Annotated in this window: 24 protein-coding genes; 14 read left to right on the top strand and 10 right to left on the bottom strand. The window is 66.0% G+C overall.

Annotation, left to right across the window (positions count from 1 at the left end):
* Positions 1-34: 34 nt before the first annotated feature.
* Positions 35-1,087, bottom strand: coding sequence for an acyltransferase (locus tag VL129_RS06110; protein WP_325411128.1), 1,053 nt, complete (start codon positions 1,085-1,087; stop codon positions 35-37).
* Positions 1,088-1,281: 194 nt separating this feature from the next.
* Entirely contained in the window at positions 1,282-2,256 is a 975-nt protein-coding gene (gene cysK / locus VL129_RS06105) for a cysteine synthase A (protein WP_027589362.1), read from the bottom strand.
* A gap of 128 nt (positions 2,257-2,384) precedes the next feature.
* Here cysK and VL129_RS06100 point away from each other — a divergent pair, with 128 nt between their 5' ends.
* From VL129_RS06100 to VL129_RS06085, 4 genes are all read left to right on the top strand, one after another.
* Complete coding sequence (locus VL129_RS06100; RefSeq protein ID WP_325411126.1) at positions 2,385-3,461, top strand: DUF748 domain-containing protein; 1,077 nt, start codon at positions 2,385-2,387, stop codon at positions 3,459-3,461.
* A 214-nt stretch (positions 3,462-3,675) separates the two neighbouring features.
* Positions 3,676-4,521: an AAA family ATPase gene (locus tag VL129_RS06095; RefSeq protein WP_325411124.1), complete on the top strand. Its 846-nt coding sequence runs from the start codon at positions 3,676-3,678 to the stop codon at positions 4,519-4,521.
* A 123-nt stretch (positions 4,522-4,644) separates the two neighbouring features.
* Positions 4,645-5,037 carry a GFA family protein gene (locus VL129_RS06090; protein WP_325411122.1) on the top strand — a complete coding sequence of 131 codons (393 nt, stop codon included), beginning with the start codon at positions 4,645-4,647 and terminating at the stop codon, positions 5,035-5,037.
* A 20-nt stretch (positions 5,038-5,057) separates the two neighbouring features.
* A complete protein-coding gene (locus tag VL129_RS06085) occupies positions 5,058-6,236 on the top strand; it encodes a vWA domain-containing protein (RefSeq protein ID WP_027589366.1) in 1,179 nt (392 codons plus the stop codon).
* 126 nt (positions 6,237-6,362) lie between these two features.
* On the opposite strand, the gene VL129_RS06080 is transcribed toward VL129_RS06085, so the two are convergent.
* Positions 6,363-6,602, bottom strand: coding sequence for a hypothetical protein (locus VL129_RS06080; RefSeq protein WP_027589367.1), 240 nt, complete (start codon positions 6,600-6,602; stop codon positions 6,363-6,365).
* A gap of 126 nt (positions 6,603-6,728) precedes the next feature.
* Between VL129_RS06080 and VL129_RS06075 the strand changes: the two genes are divergently transcribed.
* The 8 genes from VL129_RS06075 to tadA all read left to right on the top strand — a co-directional run bounded on the left by VL129_RS06075 (position 6,729) and on the right by tadA (position 13,907).
* Complete coding sequence (locus VL129_RS06075; RefSeq protein WP_325411118.1) at positions 6,729-7,196, top strand: outer membrane lipoprotein; 468 nt, start codon at positions 6,729-6,731, stop codon at positions 7,194-7,196.
* 261 nt (positions 7,197-7,457) lie between these two features.
* A complete protein-coding gene (locus tag VL129_RS06070; protein ID WP_325411116.1) occupies positions 7,458-10,247 on the top strand; it encodes a monovalent cation/H+ antiporter subunit A in 2,790 nt (929 codons plus the stop codon).
* Position 10,248: 1 nt separating this feature from the next.
* Complete coding sequence (locus VL129_RS06065; RefSeq protein ID WP_325411114.1) at positions 10,249-10,578, top strand: Na+/H+ antiporter subunit C; 330 nt, start codon at positions 10,249-10,251, stop codon at positions 10,576-10,578.
* Positions 10,575-12,077, top strand: a complete 1,503-nt coding sequence (locus tag VL129_RS06060; protein ID WP_325411112.1) for a monovalent cation/H+ antiporter subunit D — start codon at positions 10,575-10,577, stop codon at positions 12,075-12,077. The genes VL129_RS06065 and VL129_RS06060 overlap by 4 nt, the downstream gene beginning before the upstream one ends.
* Positions 12,074-12,577, top strand: a complete 504-nt coding sequence (locus tag VL129_RS06055; protein ID WP_325411110.1) for a Na+/H+ antiporter subunit E — start codon at positions 12,074-12,076, stop codon at positions 12,575-12,577. Before VL129_RS06060 ends, VL129_RS06055 begins: the two co-directional genes overlap by 4 nt.
* The gene (locus VL129_RS06050; protein WP_027590887.1) at positions 12,562-12,831 is read left to right on the top strand and encodes a K+/H+ antiporter subunit F; all 270 of its coding nucleotides are present in this window, start codon (positions 12,562-12,564) and stop codon (positions 12,829-12,831) included. The genes VL129_RS06055 and VL129_RS06050 overlap by 16 nt, the downstream gene beginning before the upstream one ends.
* 12 nt (positions 12,832-12,843) lie before the next feature.
* A complete protein-coding gene (locus VL129_RS06045; protein ID WP_325411107.1) occupies positions 12,844-13,185 on the top strand; it encodes a Na+/H+ antiporter subunit G in 342 nt (113 codons plus the stop codon).
* 245 nt (positions 13,186-13,430) lie between these two features.
* Positions 13,431-13,907 carry a tRNA adenosine(34) deaminase TadA gene (tadA, locus tag VL129_RS06040; RefSeq protein ID WP_325411105.1) on the top strand — a complete coding sequence of 159 codons (477 nt, stop codon included), beginning with the start codon at positions 13,431-13,433 and terminating at the stop codon, positions 13,905-13,907.
* A 158-nt stretch (positions 13,908-14,065) separates the two neighbouring features.
* Here tadA and cysW read toward each other — a convergent pair whose 3' ends face one another.
* From cysW to VL129_RS06015, 5 genes are all read right to left on the bottom strand, one after another.
* Entirely contained in the window at positions 14,066-14,896 is an 831-nt protein-coding gene (gene cysW / locus VL129_RS06035) for a sulfate ABC transporter permease subunit CysW (RefSeq protein WP_325411103.1), read from the bottom strand.
* A complete protein-coding gene (gene cysT, locus VL129_RS06030) occupies positions 14,893-15,732 on the bottom strand; it encodes a sulfate ABC transporter permease subunit CysT (RefSeq protein ID WP_325411101.1) in 840 nt (279 codons plus the stop codon). The genes cysW and cysT overlap by 4 nt, the downstream gene beginning before the upstream one ends.
* Positions 15,733-15,817: 85 nt before the next feature.
* Positions 15,818-16,831 (bottom strand): thiosulfate ABC transporter substrate-binding protein CysP, encoded by a 1,014-nt coding sequence (gene cysP, locus VL129_RS06025; RefSeq protein ID WP_325411099.1) that lies wholly within the window; start codon positions 16,829-16,831, stop codon positions 15,818-15,820.
* A 305-nt stretch (positions 16,832-17,136) separates the two neighbouring features.
* Positions 17,137-17,337 carry a hypothetical protein gene (locus VL129_RS06020; protein WP_325411097.1) on the bottom strand — a complete coding sequence of 67 codons (201 nt, stop codon included), beginning with the start codon at positions 17,335-17,337 and terminating at the stop codon, positions 17,137-17,139.
* Positions 17,338-17,422: 85 nt separating this feature from the next.
* Positions 17,423-17,776, bottom strand: a complete 354-nt coding sequence (locus tag VL129_RS06015) for a hypothetical protein (protein ID WP_325411095.1) — start codon at positions 17,774-17,776, stop codon at positions 17,423-17,425.
* Positions 17,777-17,908: 132 nt separating this feature from the next.
* On the opposite strand from VL129_RS06015, the gene VL129_RS06010 reads away from it, so the two are divergent.
* Positions 17,909-18,088 carry a hypothetical protein gene (locus VL129_RS06010; RefSeq protein WP_325411093.1) on the top strand — a complete coding sequence of 60 codons (180 nt, stop codon included), beginning with the start codon at positions 17,909-17,911 and terminating at the stop codon, positions 18,086-18,088.
* A gap of 20 nt (positions 18,089-18,108) precedes the next feature.
* Here the strand turns inward: VL129_RS06010 and VL129_RS06005 are convergent, their stop codons facing one another.
* Together VL129_RS06005 and VL129_RS06000 are read right to left on the bottom strand one after the other, a co-directional pair.
* Positions 18,109-18,579, bottom strand: a complete 471-nt coding sequence (locus tag VL129_RS06005; RefSeq protein WP_325411091.1) for a MaoC family dehydratase — start codon at positions 18,577-18,579, stop codon at positions 18,109-18,111.
* Complete coding sequence (locus VL129_RS06000) at positions 18,576-19,526, bottom strand: alpha/beta hydrolase (protein WP_325411089.1); 951 nt, start codon at positions 19,524-19,526, stop codon at positions 18,576-18,578. The genes VL129_RS06005 and VL129_RS06000 overlap by 4 nt, the downstream gene beginning before the upstream one ends.
* Positions 19,527-19,891: 365 nt before the next feature.
* Here VL129_RS06000 and fadD1 point away from each other — a divergent pair, with 365 nt between their 5' ends.
* A complete protein-coding gene (gene fadD1 / locus VL129_RS05995; protein ID WP_325411087.1) occupies positions 19,892-21,583 on the top strand; it encodes a long-chain-fatty-acid--CoA ligase FadD1 in 1,692 nt (563 codons plus the stop codon).
* Positions 21,584-21,712 lie beyond the last annotated feature (129 nt).

The following is a 21,712-nucleotide window of genomic DNA, read 5'->3' as shown; positions in this document are numbered from 1 at the left end:
GGGTTCCTGCTGGCTATGGAATGGCGAGCTTATGTCAGTCGGCGGACGGCGGGAAGCCAGTCGCCGCTGTGGGCGGCGGCGTGGCGGGCTGGCGCCGCGGCAGCGATTGGCCGAACAGCAGCAGGCGGGCCCACGGCAGCGGCTGGCAGGCCCGGTAGGCCAGGATCGGCCCCAGCAGCCCGGCGGCCAGGCCGAGCGCAAAGCCTGGGTAGGGCTGGTTCACGCCCAGGCGCTCCAGCGCCAGGCGTGTGGCGGCGGTGAAGAACACATGCAGCAGGTAGATGGCGTAGGAATATATCCCCAGCCGGGCCAGCAGCCGCAAGCGCAGGTTGGACGCGGCGACCAGCAGGAGCAGCAGCATGCTGAAGCCCAGGGATAGATGACTCAGCGTGGCGGTATCGCCCAGCACGGGCGTCAGCCAGCCATAGCCGAGGCAGAGCAGGGCGAGCGCCGGCACCACGATCCGCGAGTGGGCCCGAACGGCGGTTTCCAGCATCCGGAAGTACAGCACGCCGAGGACGAAGTAGGGGAACAGATAGAACGCCTGGCGCAGCGAGAACAGCGCCGGCAGTTGTTCGCGGTACGGGTAGATCACGCCAAGAACCAGCAGCAACACCGCCAGGCCGCCGTGCCTGCGGGTCAGGCCGCTGTGCTCCAGCAGGGCGAACAGGGCGAATATCACCAGCAGCGCCTGCAGGTACCAGTAGTGGGCAAACGGGTAAAGGTAGAGCTTCCAGAATTCGCCCAGGGCCAGTTGGGTGCTGGTGCCCGGCGTCAGGTATTGCAGCACGGCGAACAGGCTGCCCACGCAAACCAGCGGCAGGCCCAGGCGCCGCAGCTTGCCCGCGAGGAATGCGGCAAGGCCCCCGGACAGCGGCCGATAGCCATACACATAGCCGGAAATGAAGGTGAACAGCGGCATGCGCAGGTGGCTGAGCGCCTCGTTGAAGCGATGCAGGTCATGACCGCCCGGCAGCTTCAGGCCGTTGGCCAAGGCTTCGGAACCCACCACGTGGTAGGCGACCAGCAGGATGCAGGCCAGCCCCCGTAGGGTTTCCATGGAGAGGTTCTGCCGAGCGGCGTACATGGGCAGGCATTCCGGATCGGTTCGACATCCTTCCCGGTTTCCCATTTCCCTGAGTAGTCTGTGTCCGCTTCGCTCGGGCAAAGTTCAGTGGCTGGCGCAGGACGGCCGCCACGGTTGTGGGAGCGGATTCATCCGCGAGCCTTTCGTGCCGGCCGACACCCGCTCGCGAATGAATTCGCTCCCGCAGGCCGTCCCTACTGCACCAGCTCCTGCTCGCTGAACAGGCCGTCGAACAGCATGGTGGACAGGTAGCGTTCGCCGGAGTCGGGGAGGATCACCACGATGTTCTTGCCCTGCATGTCCGGATGCTCGGCCAGGCGCACCGCGGCGGCCATGGCCGCGCCGCCGGAGATGCCGCACAGCACGCCTTCCTCGCGCATCAGGCGCAGGGCCATGGCCTTGGCTTCGTCGTCGCTGACCTGCTCGACGCGGTCGACCAGCGACAGGTCGAGGTTCTTCGGCACGAAGCCGGCGCCGATGCCCTGGATCTTGTGCGGGCTGGGCTTGAGTTCCTCGCCGGCCATGGCCTGGCTGATCACCGGCGAGCTGACCGGCTCCACCGCCACCGAGAGAATCTGCTTGCCCTGGGTGTGCTTGATGTAGCGCGAAATGCCGGTGATGGTGCCGCCGGTGCCGACGCCAGCCACCAGTACGTCGACCGCGCCGTCGGTGTCGTTCCAGATTTCCGGGCCGGTGGTCTTCTCGTGGATGGCCGGGTTGGCCGGGTTTTCGAACTGCTGGGGCAGGTAGTACTTGGCCGGGTCGCTGGCGACGATCTCGTTGGCCTTCTCGATGGCGCCCTTCATGCCCTTGGCCGGCTCGGTGAGTACCAGTTCGGCACCCAGGGCCTTGACCACCTTGCGGCGCTCCAGGCTCATGGAGGCGGGCATGGTGAGAATCAGCTTGTAGCCGCGCGCGGCGGCGACGAACGCCAGGCCGATGCCGGTGTTGCCAGAGGTCGGTTCCACCAGGGTCATGCCGGGCTTGAGCACGCCACGCTCCTCGGCGTCCCAGATCATGCTGGCGCCGATCCGGCACTTCACCGAATAGCCGGGGTTGCGGCCCTCGGTCTTGACCATCAGGGTCACGCCCTTGGGGCCGAGGCGGTTGATCATGACCAGCGGGGTGTTGCCGATGGCCAGGGAGTTGTCTGCAAAGATGCGGCTCATGTTCGTTCCGTCGCAAGTGGGTTGACGAGGTTAGCCAGCCTATGCCTGTCGTGTCGGTCAGTCCAGCCGAACCGGGCTGGGGACGGCCGGTCCACTGCAGCATATCGTCCGCCGCGGGAGAGTTGCCGATGAATCGCCGCCAGGCCCTGCCGTTGTGGATCCTGCTGATCATTGCGCTGCTGCTGTTGCTACTGCATCTGGCGCTGCCGCAACTGGTGCGCAACTACCTGAACGACACGCTCGCCGACATGGGTGACTATCGCGGGCAAGTCGCCGATGTGGACCTGGCCTGGTGGCGCGGCGCCTACCAGATCGAGGGGCTGGTCATCGAGAAGAAGACTGGCGGGGTGCCGGTGCCCCTGCTCGACGCGCCGCTGATCGACCTTGCAGTGAGCTGGCGCGCGTTATGGCAGGACCGCGCGGTGGTGGCCGAAGTGGAGTTCGTCGACCCGCAGCTGAATTTCGTGGATTCCACCCAGCCCGGGCAGGAGCAGACCGGTCAGGGGGTGGACTGGCGGGACCGCCTGGAAGCCCTGCTGCCGATCACCCTCAACGAGGTGCGCATCCGCAACGGCCGGGTGTCCTTTCGCAACTTCACCTCCGACCCGCAGGTGCACGTCTATGCCGACCAGGTGGTCGGCACCTTCTACAACCTGACCAACAGTACCGACGCCGAGGGGCGTCGCGTGGCGGAATTCGTCGGCGAGGCGCGTTTCCTGGAAGTGGCGCCCATGGAAGCCAGCGCACGCTTCGACCCGTTCACCGACTGGGAGGATTTCGAGCTGCAGCTGCGTGTCACCGACGTGCCGCTGGTGCGGCTCAACGACTTCAGCCGCGCCTACGGGCGCTTCGACTTTGCCGAGGGCAGCGGTGACCTGGTGATGGAAGTGGAAGCCGAAAAGAGCCAGCTCAGCGGCTATATCAAGCCGCTGCTGCGCAATGTCGAGGTGTTCGACTGGGAGCAGGACATCGAGGCCGAGGACAAGGGCTTCCTGCGCGGACTGTGGGAAGCCATTGTCGGCGGCGGCCAGACCCTGCTGAAGAACCAGCGCAAGGACCAGTTCGCCACCCGGGTCGAGCTGTCCGGCACCATCAAGGAGCGCGATGTCAGTCCGTTTCAGGCCTTCTTGGCCGTGCTGCGTAATGCCTTCGTCGAGGCCTTCACCGCGCGCTTCGAGCGGGCGCTGGATGAGGAGGGCGAGTAGACGGAAAGGCCGGTACACCTGTAGGGCCGGCTTTACGCCGGCCGGCGGAGTAGAGGCTTTACCCGGCCGAACGCTGCGCTTATCCGGCCCGGCGACCAACCTTCGACCGGAACGTGACCGGAACCTGTCGTTGCGTTCACAGAATCCCGGGTGCGGGGTATAGTCGCAGCCTGTTTGCGCCGCGACGGGCGGCCCCACCGAGGAATATTTCCCGATGAAGTTCGAAGGCACTCCTTCCTACGTCGCCACCGACGATCTCAAGCTGGCGGTCAACGCCTCCATCACCCTGCAGCGACCGTTGCTGGTCAAGGGCGAGCCGGGCACCGGCAAGACCATGCTCGCCGAGCAGCTATCGGCCGCCTTCGGCGCCAAGCTGATCACCTGGCATATCAAGTCGACCACCAAGGCCCATCAGGGCCTGTACGAGTACGACGCGGTGAGCCGTCTGCGCGACTCCCAACTGGGCGTGGACAAGGTCCACGACGTACGCAACTACCTGAAGAAGGGCAAGCTCTGGGAAGCCTTCGAGGCCGAGGAGCGCGTCATCCTGCTGATCGACGAGATCGACAAGGCGGACATCGAGTTCCCCAACGACCTGCTGCAGGAACTCGACAAGATGGAGTTCTACGTCTACGAGACGAACGAAACCATCAAGGCCAAACAGCGCCCGATCATCATCATCACCTCCAACAACGAGAAGGAGCTGCCGGACGCCTTCCTGCGCCGCTGCTTCTTCCACTACATCGCCTTCCCGGATCGCGAGACCCTGCAGAAGATCGTCGATGTGCACTACCCGGGCATCAGCACCGAGCTGGTGGCGGAAGCGCTGGACGTGTTCTTCGACGTGCGCAAGGTGCCGGGCCTGAAGAAGAAACCTTCCACCAGCGAGCTGGTCGACTGGCTGAAACTGTTGATGGCCGACAACATCGGTGAAGCGGTGCTGCGCGAGCGCGACCCCACCAAGGCCATCCCGCCGCTGGCTGGCGCCCTGGTGAAGAACGAGCAGGACGTGATGTTGCTCGAACGCCTGGCGTTCATGAGCCGCCGTGCCGCCCGATAGGGTGAAGGTAGGGTGGGTTAGCGAAGCGTAACCCGCCAAGCAGCCGCCAGGCTGGCCGGGCACGAGACGGTGGGTTACGCCGCTGCGCGGCTACGACTGCAACATGGGAGAGGGGACACAGCGATGCATAACGGCAGCTGCCTGTGCGGGGCGGTGAAATACCGTATCGACACACCCATCGAGGAAGTCACCCATTGCCATTGCAGCATGTGCCGCAAGGCCCACGGCGCGGCCTTCGCCTCCTATGCCGGCGTGCCGCCCGAGGCGTTCCACTTCACCGCCGGGGAAGCCCTGGTCGCCCGTTACCCGTCTTCGCCCGGCATCACGCGGACCTTCTGCAGTCGCTGCGGAGCCACCCTGCAGTTCATCGACGCGCATGCCGGAGAAATCGGCGTGGCCGCCGGTACGCTGGATTCGCCGCTGGGCGCGGTGCGCCAGGCGCACATCTATGTGGATTCCAAGGCCGACTGGTACCGCATCCAGGACGATCTGCCCCAGCACAGCGGCGATCTGTGAGTCGCCCATCGAGGTAAGCAATGCTGCTTGGTTTGTTCAATGAAATGCGCGCGGCCAAGGTGCCGGTGTCGGTGCGCGAGCTGCTCGACCTGATCAACGCGCTCAAGCACAACGTCGTGTTCGCCGACATGGACGAGTTCTACTACCTGTCGCGGGCGATCCTGGTGAAGGACGAGCGCCACTTCGACAAGTTCGACCGGGCCTTCGGCGCCTACTTCAAAGGCCTGGAGGACCTGGACCGGCACATCGAGGCGCTGATCCCGGAGGAATGGCTGCGCAAGGAGTTCGAGCGTCACCTGAGCGACGAGGAACGGGCGATGATCCAGTCCCTCGGCGGGCTGGATAAGTTGATCGAGGAATTCAAGAAACGTCTGGAAGAGCAGAAGGAAAAGCACGCCGGCGGCAACAAGTGGATCGGCACCGGCGGCACCAGCCCGTTCGGCTCCGGCGGCTACAACCCGGAAGGCATCCGTATCGGCGACGCCGGCAAGCGCCAGGGGCGGGCGGTGAAGGTCTGGGACCAGCGCGAGTACAAGAACCTCGACGACCAGGTGGAACTCGGCACCCGCAACATCAAGGTCGCCCTGCGCCGCCTGCGCAAGTTCGCCCGCGAAGGCGCAGCGGAAGAGTTCGATATCGACGGCACCATCGACCACACCGCCCGTGACGGTGGCCTGCTCAACATCCAGATGCGTCCGGAGCGGCGCAACACCGTGAAGCTGTTGCTGCTGATGGACATCGGCGGCTCGATGGACGCCCACGTGAAGGTCTGCGAGGAGCTGTTCTCGGCCTGCAAGACCGAGTTCAAGCACCTGGAGTTCTTCTATTTCCACAACTTCATCTACGAGTCGGTGTGGAAGAACAACATGCGCCGCACCACCGAGCGCTTTTCCACCTTCGATCTGCTGCACAAGTACGGCGCGGACTGGAAGATCGTCTTCGTCGGCGACGCCGCCATGGCGCCCTACGAAATCACCCAGGCCGGCGGCAGCGTCGAGCACTGGAACGAGGAAGCCGGCTACGTGTGGATGCGCCGCTTCATGGAGAAATACAAGAAGCTCATCTGGATCAACCCGTACCCCAAGCACACCTGGGACTACACCGCGTCCACCTCGCTGGTGCGCGAGCTGACCAACGACCAGATGTTCCCGCTGACGCTGCAGGGGCTGGAAGAGGGCATGCGCTTCCTGTCCAAATAGCCGGACTCGGGGAGGGGTTATCACCCCTGTGGGGCCGGCTTTACGCCGGCCAGCGGAGTCGAAATCCGATTCTGCTCTGGTCCACCGGCGTCGGCCGGGGTAACCCGGCCCTACAGGGCGTGTGATCTAGGCTCGCCCGGCATATTCCCCGGCCGCCTGTTCCAGCCAGCCCTGCAGCTGCTTGCGCGGCACCTTGTCTCGCTTGGCCTGCTCCAGGCGCTCCAGCATGTATTCCCGCTTGGCCGCGTCCTCGCCGGCCATCGACAGCGCCAGGTCGCGGTCGGCCCAACGGCGGATGCGCACCATCAGCCACCAGTGGAAGTACAGCCCGCTGGCCGTGGCGATGAAGATGATGAAGTAGTCCATGGAACGTCTGACCTTCGCACAAAAGCCGCTACCCTAACGGAACTGCCGGTCGTCTGGAAGTGACGCCCCGGGTGCGCTCCAGGGGCATGCTTCGGAACTGGTGCTTCGGTCAAAGCGGAGGAGTCCATGCGTAAATCCCTGATCCTGATTGCCAGTGTTTCCCTGAGCGGGCTGGTGCTGGGCGGCTGTGCCTCCAGCCTGACCGGCGATACCTATTCGCGCAGCGAGGCGCGTACCGTGCAACTGGTACGCATGGGCACCATCGAGTCGCTGCGGCCGGTGCGCATCGAAGGCACCAAGACGCCCATTGGCTCCGGTGCCGGCGCGGTGGTCGGCGGCATCGCCGGCAGCGGCGTGGGCGGCGGTCGCGGCAGTGCCGTGGCAGCGGTGATCGGCGCGGTGGCCGGCGGTATGCTGGGCGCGGCGGCGGAAGAGGGTATGACCCGCACCCAGGGGGTGGAGATCACCGTGCGCGAGGACGATGGCAGCCTGCGTGCCTACGTGCAAGCGGTGGAACCGAACCAGACCTTCCGGGTCGGCCAGCGGGTACGTATCCTCACCGTGGATGGCACCAGCCGGGTGGCGCCGCTGTAAGGGACACCGGCGTACCGGTCTACCGAGGGCGCCACGACGAATGGCGCCGGAAGCGCCGCGCCCGCAGCCTCTCCCGTGAACATGGCGGCTCCCTTGGGGTGAATCGCGCGGCGCCAAGCCCGACGGAAGGCTAATGGCGCTGCTAATCGTCTTTTGTAATAAAAAAAGCATGACGGCAATTCTTTGTTTATTTGAGAATGCTGCCGTTTCGCTCTGCGTGGGCGTCGTATACATCTCCAACCGACTCACGAGGTGCGATGGATGATTCTGGCACTGATCCTGGCATTGCCCTTCCTGGGTGCTTTCCTGCCCACCCTGGCCGAGGGGCGCGGCCGTCTGGTCTGCGCGCTGGCCACCGCCCTGGCGCCGGCGATCGCCTTCGGCCTGCTGCTGAGTGAAGCCAGCCGGGTGTTCTCCGGCGAGACACTGATCCTCTACCAGCCCTGGCTGACCGAGCTGGGCCTCAACCTCAGCCTGCGTCTGGACGGACTGGGTTTCCTGTTCGCGCTGATGATCCTCGGCATCGGTCTGCTGGTGATTCTCTACGCCCACTACTATCTGGGTCGCCACGAGGCGGCCGGGCGCTTCTTCACCTACCTGCTGCTGTTCATGGGTGCCATGCTGGGCGTGGTGCTCTCCGAGAACCTGCTGCTGATGCTGGTGTTCTGGGAAATGACCAGCCTGTCCAGCTTCCTGCTGATCGGCTTCTGGTCGCACCGCCGCGATGCGCGCATGGGCGCCGGCATGTCGCTGACCATCACCGCCGGCGGCGGCTTCGCCCTGCTGGCCGGCATCCTGCTGATCGGCAACATCGTCGGCAGCTTCGAGCTGAGCGATGTGCTGGCCTCCGGCGACCGGATTCGCGCCGATGCGCTGTATCCGGTGGCACTGATCCTCGTGTTGCTGGGCGTGTTCACCAAGTCCGCGCAGTTCCCGTTCCACTTCTGGCTGCCCCGGGCGATGGCCGCGCCCACGCCGGTGTCCGCGTACCTGCACTCGGCGACCATGGTCAAGGCCGGCATCTTCCTGCTGGCGCGCCTGTATCCGGCGCTGGCCGGCACCGACTGGTGGTTCTACCTGGTCAGCCTGACCGGTCTGTCGACCCTGCTGGTGGGTGCCGTACTGGCGCTGTTCCAGACCGACCTCAAGGGCCTGCTGGCCTATTCCACCATCAGCCACCTGGGCCTGATCACCCTGCTGTTCGGTCTGGACGCGCCGCTGGCCAACGTGGCGGCGATCTTCCACATCATCAACCACGCCACCTTCAAGGCCTCGCTGTTCATGGCGGCCGGCATCATCGACCACGAGACCGGCACCCGCGACATGCGGCGCATCAACGGCCTGTGGAAGTACATGCCGCACACCGCCGTGCTGGCCATGGTGGCCTCGCTGGCCATGGCCGGCGTGCCGCTGCTCAACGGCTTCCTCAGCAAGGAAATGTTCTTCGGCGAAACCCTGCACCAGAGCCTGTTCGGCGGCTTCAACTGGCTGGTGCCGACCCTGGCCACCGTGGCCGGGATGTTCTCGGTGGCCTATTCGCTGCGCTTCATCCATGACGTGTTCTTCAATGGCGAGCCCATCGACCTGCCCAAGTACCCGCCCCACGAGCCGCCGCGCTACATGAAGATCCCGGTGGAGATTCTCGTGCTGCTGTGCCTGGTGGTGGGCATGCTGCCGGCCTGGACGGTGGCCCCGCTGCTGGCCTCGGCGGCGAGCGCCAGCCTCAACGGCCTGCTGCCGGAGTACAGCCTGTCGATCTGGCATGGCCTGAACATGCCGCTGGCCATGAGCACCGTGGCGCTGCTCGGCGGTCTGGCGCTGTACGCGGCGCGCAAACCCCTGTACGCCTGGTTCGACGGCTTGCCGTCGTTCAACGCGCTGATGATCTTCGACCGTGCGATGACCAACCTGGTCAACATCGCCCGGCGCCTGACCCGCGTGCTGGAGAACGGCTCACTGCAGAGCTACCTGATCTGGGTGCTGGTGCTGACGCTGGTGCTGGTGGTGGTGGCCCTGTCGCCGCTGCGCGCCCTGACTGGCGAGCTGGCCATGACGCCGATCGATCCGGTCACCGCACTGGGCCTGGTGGTGCTGATGGTGGCCGGCCTGCTGACGGTGGTGTACAAGCTGCGCTACCTGACCGCCCTGGCGCTGCTCAGCGTGGTGGGCCTGATGGTCTCGCTGGTCTTCGCGCGCTTCTCGGCGCCGGACCTGGCGCTGACCCAGTTGGCGGTGGAAGTGGTGAGCATCATCCTCATGCTGCTGGCGCTGTTCTTCCTGCCGCCGCGCGCCGAGATGGAAACCAGCAGCCTGCGCGGTTTCCGCGACCTGGTGGTGGCGATCGCCGTGGGCACGCTGGTGGCGGTGCTGGCCTTCGCCGTGCTGACCCGCCCCTACGAGACCATCGCCGGCTTCTTCCTGGCCAACAGTGTGTCCGGTGGCGGCGGTACCAACGTGGTCAACGTGATCCTGGTGGACTTCCGCGGCTTCGATACCCTGGGCGAGATCAGCGTGCTGGCCATCGCCGCCGTGGGCATCTACGGCCTGCTGCACGGCCTGCACCTGCCGCACCCGCGCCGCGATTATCGCGGCCAGCCATGGTCCACCGACAGCCATCCGATGATCCTCGACGTGCTGGCGCGCACCATGATGCCGCTGGCGCTGCTGGTGGCGGTGTTCATCTTCCTGCGCGGCCACAACATGCCGGGCGGCGGCTTCATCGCCGGCCTGGTCACGGCGGTGGCCCTGGTGCTGCAGTACATCTCCCACGGCGTGACCTGGGCCGAGGCGCGCCAGCCGTTCAGCTACCACGCGGTGGCTGGCGGCGGCGTGCTGATCGCCGCGCTCACCGGCCTGGGCAGCTGGGCCTTCGACCATCCGTTCCTCACCTCGGCGTTCGGCCATTTCCATATCCCGCTGATCGGCGATGTGGAGCTGGCGACCGCCATGCTCTTCGACCTGGGGGTCTATCTGGCGGTCGTCGGCGCGACCCTGCTGATCCTGTCCAACATCGGCCACGTGAGCCAGACCGATTGCGAGGAAATGCTCTGATATGGAAGCTTTGTATGCCATCACCCTGGGTGTGCTGGTCGCCAGCGGCGTCTATCTGCTGCTGCGGGCGCGCATCTTTCCCGTGGTGCTCGGCCTGACGCTGATCTCCTATGCCGTCAACCTGTTCCTGTTCGCCATGGGGCGCCTGGTCACCGGCGCGCCGGCGGTGATCGGCAAGAGCGTCGAATTCGCCGATCCGCTGCCCCAGGCGCTGGTGCTGACCGCCATCGTCATCGGCTTCGCCATGACCGCCTTCGTGCTGGTGCTGGCCCTGCGCAGCATGGGCGAACTGCGCAGCGACCACGTGGATGGTCGGGAGCCGCGTCAATGAATCACGCCGTCATCCTGCCGATCCTGTTGCCGCTGTTCACCGGCGCCCTGTTGCTGGTGCTGCACCGTCGCGGCAAGTCGTTCAAGCGCGCGCTGTCCCTGCTGGCGACGCTGGCGCTGATCCCGGCGACCGCCTGGCTGGTGCTGCTGGCCGGCGACAACGAGCTGCGCGTCTACGCCCTGGGCGACTGGCAGCCGCCGTTCGGCATCATCCTGCTGCTCGATCGCCTGAGCGCGCTGATGGTGCTGCTCACCGCCGTGCTGGCCACCTTTGCCGCGCTGTACGCCAGCGCCGGGGAGGACGAACGCGCGCCCAACTTCCATGCCTTGTTCCAGTTCCAGCTGGCGGGCATCAACGGGGCGTTCCTGACCGGCGACCTGTTCAACCTGTTCGTGTTCTTCGAGATCCTGCTGATCGCCTCCTACGGCCTGCTGGTCTACGGCAACGGCGCGGCGCGGGCGCGCGCCGGCATGCACTACGTGGTGCTCAACCTGCTGGGCTCCTCGCTGTTCCTGATCGGCGTCGGCACCCTCTATGGCCTGCTCGGCACCCTGAACATGGTCGACCTGGCCGCCCGCGCCGGCGCCGCCGGACCGGACACGGCGCCGATCATTGCCGCCGCCGGCTTCCTGCTGCTGGTGGTGTTCGGCCTCAAGGCGGCCATCCTGCCGCTGTATTTCTGGCTGCCGCGCGCCTATGCGTCGGCCAGCGCGCCGGTGGCGGCGCTGTTCGCGATCATGACCAAGGTGGGCCTGTACGCCATCCTGCGCGTGTTCACGCTGATCTTCGGCAGCGAAGCCGGCGATCTGGCCTTCTATGCCCATGACTGGTTCTGGTGGCTGGCACTGGCGACGCTGGTGGGCGGCGCCATCGGTGCCCTGGCCGCGCGCAGCCTGCAGGAAATGATCGCCTACCTGCTGCTGATCTCGGTGGGCAGCCTGCTGGCGGTGTTCGCCCTGGGCAGCCGCGCCAGTCTGGGGGCCGGACTCTATTACCTGCTGCACAGCACCCTGGTGTGCGGTGGCCTGTTCCTGCTGGCCGACCTGCTGGGTCGTCAGCGGGGCGAGCTGGGCGGTGCCCTGCAGGTCGGCCCGCTGCTGCGCCAGCCGATGCTGCTCGGCGGGCTGTTCTTCTTCGGCGCGCTGGCGGTGGCCGGCCTGCCGCCGCTGTCCGGCTTCATCGGCAAGCTGCTGATGCTGCGCTCGGCCGGCACCGGCGCTACCGCGCTGGAGTTCTGGCCGCTGCTGCTGATCGCCGGGCTGGCCTCCATCGTCACCCTCAGCCGGGCCGGCAATCGCCTGTTCTGGCGCAACAACGGGCAGACCGCCCAGGGGCCGCTGGCTGACCCCGTGCGGCTGGTGGCTGCCACCGGGCTGTTGCTGGCCAGCGTGGTGCTGGTCATCGTCGCCGAGCCGCTGCAGGACTACCTGGACGCCACCGCGGCGCAGCTGCTCGACCTGGCTCCCTATCTGCGCATCGTCGAAGGAGGTGGGGCATGAAGCGCTTCGCCTGGCTGCCCCATCCGGGGCTGACCCTGTTGCTTACCGGCATGTGGCTGCTGCTGGCCAACCAGCTCAGCCTCGGCCAGCTGCTGCTCGGCCTGTTCCTCGGTTGGGCCATTCCGCTGCTGCTGCGTCGCTACCTGATCTTCGTGCCAAGGGTGCGCAAGCCCCTGGGGCTGTGTCTGTTCCTGCTCAAGGTGCTCTGGGATATCGTGGTCGCCAACCTGCATGTGGCGCGCCTGGTGCTGGGCCCCAAATCGCGCCTGAACCCGGCGTTCGTCGAGGTGCCCATGGAGCTCAAGGACGAGTTCCTGCTCGCCACCCTGGCCAGCATCATTTCCCTGACCCCGGGGACGGTCTCCGCCGGCCTGACGCCCGACCACAAGACCCTGTTGCTGCATGCGCTTGACGTGCCGGACATCGACGCGCTGGTGGTCGAAATCAAGAAACGCTACGAGGCCCCGCTGCTGGAGATATTCGAATGCTCGCCTACGTGATTCCGCTGTGCATGGGCCTGCTCGGTCTGGCCCTGGCGCTGAACATGCTGAGTCTGGTGCGCGGGCCCTCGGTACCCGACCGGATCCTGGCGCTGGATACCCTGTACATCAACGGCCTGGCGCTGGTCGTGCTGTTCGGCATCTGGCTGGCGTCGGACATCTTCTTCGAGGCCGCGTTGCTGATCGCGCTATTCGGCTTCGTCGGCACCGTGGCGGTGGGCAAGCACCTGCTGCACGGCGACCTGATCGACTGAGGAATATGAGTCATGCCTTTCTGGATCGAACTGCTGATCTGCGCCTTCCTGCTGCTGGGCAGCCTGTTCGCGCTGGTCGGCGCCATCGGTTTGTATCGCCTGCCGGACTTCTTCACCCGCCTGCACGCACCGACCAAGGCCACCACCCTCGGGGTGGGCGGCATCATCATCGCCTCGGCGATCTTCTTCGCCGTGCAGAAGCAGGGACTGAGCCTGCACGAGCTGCTGATCGCCCTGTTCCTGTTCATCACCGCCCCGGTCAGTGCGCACATGCTGGCCAAGGCCGCGCTGCAGCAGGGTTTGCCGGTGATCGGCAAGACGCGCGGCAAGTGCTGGGAAGATGATGGATTCTGACGGATCCGTGCCGGCCGCCACCAAAAAAGCTCGCGAATGAATTCGCTCCCACAAGGCTGGTGCCGGGCTGATCCGCTTTTCGTGGGAGCGGACTTGTCCACGATAGGGTGCACCGAAGCGCCGTAGGGTGGACAACGTTGTTCCTGTCCGCCATTGAGCCCGCACGGCGGCCAGCAAAGCGCTGACCGCGCTACGTGGGTACTCTCGTCCCGCTTCAACTTGAAATTTCTGTTTCCGGATTCGCCATGAGCAAGTTCAGCCCCATCATCGACCGTTCCCGCGACGCGCATTTCATGCGCCTGGCGCTGGAACAGGCGCGCCTGGGCGCGGCGCAGGGCGAGGTCCCGGTCGGCGCGGTGCTGGTGCGCGACGGCGAGGTGATCGGCAGCGGCTTCAACGCGCCGATCAGCCGCCACGACCCCAGCGCCCACGCCGAGATGCTCGCCATCCGCGCCGCCGCCGAGGCGGCGCAGAACTATCGCCTGCCGGGCAGCACCCTGTACGTGACGCTGGAACCCTGCAGCATGTGCGCCGGGCTGATCGTGCATTCGCGCATCGCCCGCGTGGTTTACGGCGCCGCCGAGCCGCGCGCCGGGGTGGCGGTGAGCCAGGGGCGCTTCTTCGAGCAGAACTTCCTCAACCACTGGGTGCGCGTCGAGGGTGGCGTGCTGGCGGAGGAGTGCGGGGCGGTGTTGAAGGAATTCTTCAAGGCGCGGCGCTAAAAAGCATCGCGGCTGAAGCCCCTCCTACAAGCGACGGCACGGGCAGTAGGGTGGTCAGCGCTTTTCTGGCCGCCGATGCGGTACCGCACCACAGCATGCTGCTTGGCCCCACTGGCCGGCGTAAAGCCGGCCCTACAGGGAGAAGGAGTGCGCCGCTTTCAGGCCGCCTCGGCCCGCGCCATCGCCTGGCGCTGGCGCCATTCCATGAAGGTCTTCAGAAACAGCGTGAGCAGCGCCATGCACGCCAGCAGCGCGGCGGCGGTGAAGGCGGCCGCGGTCTTGTAGTCGTTGTTCAACTGCTCGACCAGCAGCGGCAGGGTCAGGGTCTGGTTCATGATGGTGCCGGACACCACCGACACCGCGCCGAACTCGCCCACCGCCCGCGCATTGGTGACCACCACGCCATACAGCAACGCCCACTTGATGTTGGGCAGGGTGACGTGGCGGAAGATCTGCCAGCCACTGGCGCCCAGGGTCAGCGCGGCGGTTTCCTCCTCGGCGCCCTGGCTCTGCATGGTGGGAATCAGGATGCGCGCCACATAGGGCGCGGTGACGAACACCGTGACCATGACGATCCCCGGCCAGGCGAACATCAGCTGGATGTCGCGCTCGTAGAACCACTGGCCGACGAAACCCTCGATACCGTAGATCACCAGGTAGCACAGGCCGGCGACCACCGGCGAGACCGCGTAGGGGATGTCGATCAGCGTCGACAGCAGGCGGCGGCCACGGAAGTCGTAGCGGGTCACGCACCAGGCCAGGCAGATGCCGAACACCAGGTTGATCGGCACCGTGGCGATGGCCACCAGCACGGTGAGCATCAGCGCGTGCTGCATGTAGTCCTCGGAGAGGTTCTGCACCAGCAGCTCCCAGCCGCCGGAGAGGGCGCGGCTGAAGATCAGCACCAGCGGCACCAGCAGGATCACGGCGACCACGGCGAGGCCGAGGCCGATCAGCAGCCATTGCTGCCAGGAATGCGGTTTCTTCATTTCTTGCGCTGCCAACGAAGGACGCGGCTCTGCACCACCTGCAGGGTGAACAGCAGAACCAGGGAGGCCAGCAGGATCACCGAGGCGATGGCCGCGGCGGCGGGGTAGTCGAACTCCTGCAGGCGCACGAAGATCATCAGCGAACTGACCTCGGTCTTGAACGGCATGTTGCCGGCAATCATCACCACCGCGCCGAACTCGCCGAGGCTGCGCACGAAGGACTGCGCGCCGCCGGTAATCAGCGCCGGCACCAGCATCGGCAGGATTACGTGCCAGAAGGTCTGCCACTTGCTGGCGCCCAGTGTGTGGGCGGCTTCCTCGAACTCATTGCCCAGCTCCAGCAGCACCGGCTGCACGGTGCGCACCACGAACGGCAGGCTGGTGAAGATCATGGCCACCACGATGCCGGGGAAGGCGTAGGAGACCTTGAAGCCCAGCCACTGGCCGATCCAGCCGTCCGGCACCAGCAGGACGGCCAGGGTCAGGCCGGCCACTGAGGTGGGCAGGGCGAAGGGCAGGTCCACCAGGGCATCGACCAGCCGCCGGCCGGGAAAGTCGTAGCGGGCGATGATCCAGGCCAGCAGCAGGCCGATCAGCAGCGCGGCGAAGGACGAAATGAGCGCCGCCTCGAGGGTCACCGCGTAGCTGGAAACCACCCGCGGATCGCTGATCGCCCGCCAGTATTCCAGCCAGCTGAGATCACTGACGTAGAGCAGCAGCGCCGAGATGGGCAGCAGGATCACCAGCGACAGGTACAGGGTGCTGATGCCGAAGCTCAGCCCGAAACCCGGCAGGGTGGGTGCCTGATGAAAGAAGCGCGGAATCGGAAAGGTCACGGGAAATCGCTTGTCGATCGGAGAACAACCGCCGCAAAGGCAGTGCCGCCCGGTGGGGGCGGCACAGTCTAGCGCAGGCGGGACATCAGTTGGCGCGCTGGCTCAGCAGCTGGTCCAGCACACCGTTGCGGCCGAAGTGGGTCTCGGTGATGGCGTCCCAGCTACCCAGCACGTCGGTGGGGTTGATCAGGCGAACCTTGGCGAACTGGGCCTCGGTGGCCTTGACCACTTCGGGGTGGTGGACGCGCAGGTTGTAGCGGGTCAGCAGTTGCTGCACGTCCTTGCTGTACTGGAAGTTCAGGTAGTCGGTGGCCAGCTTGCGGGTGCCCTTCTGGTCCACCACCTTGTCGACGATGGCCACCGGGAACTCGGCCAGCACGCTCACCGGCGGGATCACCGGCTGGAACTTGCCGGCTTTGAAATCCGGGTGGTTGGCGATGTTGATCACTTCCGACTCGAAGGTCAGCAGGGCATCGCCCTGGCCGTTCTGGGCAAAGGCCACGGTGGCGCCACGGCCGCCGGTGGGGAAGTTCTCCACGTTGTGCAGCAGCTTGCTGACGAAGGCCTTGATCTTGGCCTGGTCACCATTGAACTTCTCGTTGGCGAACAGCCAGGCGGCCAGGTAGGTGTAGCGGGCGTTGCCGGAGGTCTTCGGGTTGGGGAACACCAGCTTCACGTCGTCGCGGATCAGGTCATCCCAGCTCTGGATGTTCTTCGGGTTGCCCTCGCGCACCAGGAAACCGATGGTGCTGTAGTAGGGCGAGCTGTTGTTGGGGAACTCGCTGGCCCAATCCTCGTTGAGCAGGCGGCGCTTGGCGAGGATGTCCACGTCGGTCACTTGGTTGAAGGTCACCACGTCGACCTTCTTGCCCTGGATGATGTCCTGGGCCTGCTTGGAGGTGCCGGCGAAGGACTGGTCGATCTTCGGCTCCTCGCCGTTGGCGGCCTTCCAGTGTTCGACGAACTTCGGGTTGATCTCGGCGAACAGCTCGCGCGCCACGTCATAGGAGGCGTTGAGCAGCGGCGGGGTCTGCGCCTGGGCGGCGGCGCCGAACAGGCTGGTGGACAGGGCGGTGGCCAGCAACAGTTTCTTGAACATCGGGATCGTCCTTCGCACAAGCGGGAATCGGAGGGGGCCGGGAGGCCGTCTGGGTGGGGATTCTGCGGGATAGCTATATGCTATGAAAATACGGAATTCTCATAGTGATATAGCTGTTTTGCATAAGTGGCGGCGGGAAGAAAAGTCGATCCCTGTGAAGCCGGGCCTGCCCGGCGGGGCTTGCTACCCCTCTTCCCGGCCCTCTCCCGCAAGGGGAGAGTGGGACTGTAGGGCCGGGTTTATCCCGGCCAGCGCAGGTGGGGGAAGGCTCGACTGCTGGCTTACCCCTTCGTGTGCCGGCCGATCTACGGATTCTGCTCTGGCGTCCCCTCGGCGCCGGGCTTTCCCGGCGTGCCCTGGCCCAGATCGCTGGCCTTGTCGTGCAGGCGCTCGCCCTGATGACGCAGATCGCCGACATGGGGCGCTTCAGCGGGCTCGCCATTTTCACCGCTTTCCCCCAGCGGATCGGCTTGGGGTTTCGAATCGTGCGGGTTGCCGGTGGCCATCATGAGATCCCCCGATGTAGTGACAGGGCTGAGCAGGGGACCGAGGGTGCGGCGCACGAGTTCCGCTGGCGTGGCGAGCCGCGCTTCAGGGGACGGGGCGACAGCTCAGTTCGGCGTAGGGCTGGCCCGGCGCATAGTCACCGGGCACCCGTTCCACCACCTGGGCCCCCGGGAGGATCCGGAAGGGGGCCGGTGGAGTGGTCGAGCGCACCTCGGACGGAACCTGGAACTCGCAGACGATGGTTTGCTCGCCGCGGTTGGTCACCTTCACCGCGCGGACGCCGAGCAGTTCGCCGTCCAGCGCCTGCAGCGGTTTGCCCATGGGCTGGACGTCGATCTCCAGGCCGTCGTGGTGGAGGATGATTTCGGGCTCGGCATCCTGGGCGAACAGGGGCAGGGCCAGGGCGAGGCCGCAGAGGGCGAACAGAGGCCGGAACATGGTGGATTTCCTTGCTGAGCAGTACCCGCTTTAGAAGGCTCGGCGGGGAATGGGTTCGCCCGGGGCGAATTTCAGCGGACGCTTCGGGTCGGTTGTGAAGACGATCACGCGGCCGCGAGGCGGGAGGACATCATGCGGGAGGTGCGCTGGGGTGCCGTGGCGCTGCTGGGACTGTTGCTGAGCGCCTGTGGCGAGGATGCCGAGCAGCGGGAGCGGCCGCCCGCCGCGCCGGCCATGCAGCCGGGCAATCCGACCGCCGAGGGCGCGGACCGGCCGGACCTGTACGAGGATGACACCGGGACCGAACGCTGATCCCGGCGAGGCGCGGGATATCAGCCGATGCTGATCGGCGGCAGTTCCGGCAGGGTCACGGTCTGCTGGCTGCGCGGGGCGAGGATTTCCGCTTCGCCGTCGACGACGATCTCGTCGCGCTGGTTGACCACGCGGGTGCCGATGCGCACGCGGAACTTGGGCAGCTTCTCGAGGATTTCCAGCTGCACGGTAAGGGTGTCGCCGAACTTCACCGGGCGGGTGAACTTCATGGTCTGGCCCAGGTAGATGGTGCCGGGGCCGGGCAGGGTGCAGGCCACCGCCGCGCTGATCAGGGCGCCGCTGAACATGCCGTGGGCGATGCGCTCCTTGAACATCGTGCCGGCGGCGAACTCCGCGTCCAGGTGCACCGGGTTGCGGTCGCCGGACATGGCGGCGAACAGCTGAATGTCCTTCTCACCGACGGTCTTGCTGTAAGTGGCCTGCTGGCCGACTTCGAGCGCCTCGTAGGGAGTATTGGTGAGTTGGGTCATGCGATCTCCTTGGGGTGGCAGGACTGCCGGGCGGCCAGGGCGGCCTCCAGCCAGTCGAGCAAAAAGGCTATGACATCCGCGCGGTTCGTTTCGTGCAGCAGTTCGTGGCGGGCGTCCGGGTAAAGCCGAGCGCTGACGCGCTCCAGGCCGGCACGGCGCAGCGCGTCGGCAAGGTCCAGTTGACGCCGTCCGGCGCTGACCGGGTCACGTTCGCCGCCGATCACCAGCAGCGGCAGGTCGTGGGGAATGCGCGCCAGGTTGGCCAGCGGGGTGATTTCCCGCAGGCCGCCGAACAGGTCGATCCACAACTGGTTGGTGCAGCGAAAGCCGCACAGCGGATCGGCCAGGTAGGCATCGACCGCGGCGGGGTCGCGGCTCAGCCAGTCGTGACTGGTGCGCGTCGGCCGGAAGGTGCGGTTGAACGCGCCGAAGGTCAGGGCCTCCAGCAGGTCGCTGCGCCCGGTCGGTCCCTGCCGCCAGCGTTCCAGCCGTGCGACCAATTGGCCCAGGCGATACAGGGCCACCGGTTGATAGTTCGAGCCGGACAGCACCGCGCCGGCGAAGCCGGGACCGTGGCGCAGCAGGTAGGCCTGCGCCAGGTAGCTGCCCATGCTGTGGCCGAACAGCAGCAGCGGGACGCCGGGGTGCCGCTCGCGGATCAGGCCTTCCAGCGCGTGCAGATCCTGCAGCACGCGCTGCCAGCCGTCGTGGTCGGCGAAGTGGCCGAGCAGGCCCTGCGCGTGGCCGGTGGCGCCATGGCCGCGCAGATCCGGTGCGTAGAGCGCGATGCCGCGCGCCGCCAGGGCCGCGCCGAATTCGGCGTAGCGCGCGGTGTGTTCGCTCATGCCGTGAATCAGCAACAGCGCGGCGCGTACCGGCGGGTCGCCGCCGCACTGGTGGACCTGGATGGCCACGCCGTCGCTGGCGGGCAGGGTGAAGGTGCGCATGGCGGCGCTCCGTAAGGGAAAGCACGCATTGTAGGTAGGCCTCCCGTCGCTGCCCAGCCGGAGCGTTCGCGCACCGCGTCACGGTTTGCGTTTGCGCTCTGATCAGGGGCTGCTACCTTGCTCCGGGGCTTGCTGGAAGCCGCGCCGGCTATCGGGTCGCTGAGCATTCGGTTGTGTGACTGGATGTCAATTTTCAGTCATTAGTGAGACGTAACGGCTTGATTTTGCCTATGGATGACCTTTTGTAAAGCTGGTACTCTCGCGGCGCTTAGGGGCTCTGCACCGGGCTCTCGGCCACCGAATAATATCAACCAACCGTCACTGCCGACGGTGAAGACAAGCTGTAGCTTAGGAGTGGGCTTTCCATGACCGAACATTACTGGAAGGACAAGTATCCGGCAGGCGTGCCTGCGGAGATCAATGCCGATGCGTTTCCGAACATCCAGGCCGTTCTGAAAGAGTCCTGCCAGCGCTTTGCCAACAAGCCCGCCTTCAGCAACCTGGGCAAGACCCTGACCTACGGTGAGCTCTATGCGCTTTCCGGTCGGTTCGCCGCCTGGCTGCAACAGCACACCGACCTGCAACCGGGCGACCGCATCGCCGTCCAGCTGCCCAACGTGCTGCAGTACCCCGTGGTGGTTTTCGGCGCCATGCGCGCCGGCCTCATCGTGGTCAACACCAACCCGCTGTACACCGCGCGGGAAATGGAACACCAGTTCAACGACGCCGGCGCCAAGGCGCTGGTGTGCCTGGCCAACATGGCCCACCTGGCCGAGGAAGTGCTGCCCAAGACCGGGGTGAAGCACGTCATCGTCACCGAAGTCGGCGACATGCTGCCGCCGCTCAAGCGCCTGATCGTCAATGCCGTGGTCAAGCACGTGAAGAAGATGGTGCCGGCCTACCGCCTGCCGCAGGCCATCAAGCTCACCGACGCCCTGGCCAAGGGCAAGGGTGTGCCGGTGCGCGAAGCCAATCCGGCCAACTCCGACGTTGCCGTGCTGCAATACACCGGCGGCACCACTGGCGTCGCCAAGGGCGCCATGCTCACCCACCGCAACCTGGTGGCCAACATGCTGCAGTGCAAGGCACTGATGGGCGCCAACCTGGGCGAAGGCGGCGAGGTGGTCATCGCGCCGCTGCCGCTGTACCACATCTATGCCTTCACCGTGCACTGCATGATGCTGATGCTGACCGGCAACCATAACGTGCTGATCACCAACCCGCGCGACCTGCCGGCGATGATCAAGGACCTGGGCAACTACAAGTTCACCGGCTTCATCGGCCTGAACACCCTGTTCGTGGCCCTGTGCAACAACGAGGACTTCCGTCGCCTGGACTTCTCCAACCTGAAGCTGACCCTCTCCGGCGGCATGGCCCTGCAACTGGCGGCGGCCGAACGCTGGAAGGAAGTCACCGGTTGCGCCATCTGCGAAGGCTACGGCATGACCGAGACCAGCCCCGTGGTGTCGGTCAACCCGGTACAGAACATCCAGGTCGGCACCATCGGCATCCCGCTGCCCTCCACCCAGTGCCGCGTGATCGACGACGAAGGCAAGGTGCTGCCGTTCGGCGAGCGCGGCGAGCTGTGCGTCAAGGGCCCGCAGGTGATGAAGGGCTACTGGCAACGCGAGGAAGCCACCCGCGAAGTGATGGACGCCGAAGGCTGGCTGCGCACCGGTGACGTGGCGATCATCCAGGACGACGGCTACATGCGCATCGTCGATCGCAAGAAGGACATGATCCTGGTCTCCGGCTTCAACGTGTACCCGAACGAACTGGAAGACGTGCTGGCCACCCTGCCGGGCGTGCTGCAGTGCGCCGCCATCGGTGTGCCGGACGAGCGTGCCGGCGAGGCCATCAAGATGTTCGTGGTGGTCAAGCCGGGCGCCAGCCTGACCAAGGAGCAGGTGCTCAAGCACATGCACGACAACGTCACCGGCTACAAGCGTCCCAAGATGGTCGAGTTCCGCGACAGCCTGCCGACCACCAACGTCGGCAAGATCCTGCGCCGCGAGCTGCGGGACGAAGAGCTGAAGAAGCTGGCCGCCAACGCCTGATCGCTGCGCCTGCTCCATCCAGGACCCCGCTTCGGCGGGGTCTTGTGTTTCCGGGGTACAGGAAACCGCAGCCTGCCACTCGACTCCGCAGGCCGGCGTAAAGCCGGCCCTACAGGGTTCGGCGCGCCG

Origin of the sequence: Pseudomonas sp., assembly GCF_035497915.1 — a bacterium.
Lineage (GTDB): Bacteria > Pseudomonadota > Gammaproteobacteria > Pseudomonadales > Pseudomonadaceae > Serpens.
The sequence above is the reverse complement of the archived record's forward strand: the minus strand, read 5'-3'. Positions and strand labels throughout refer to the sequence as shown.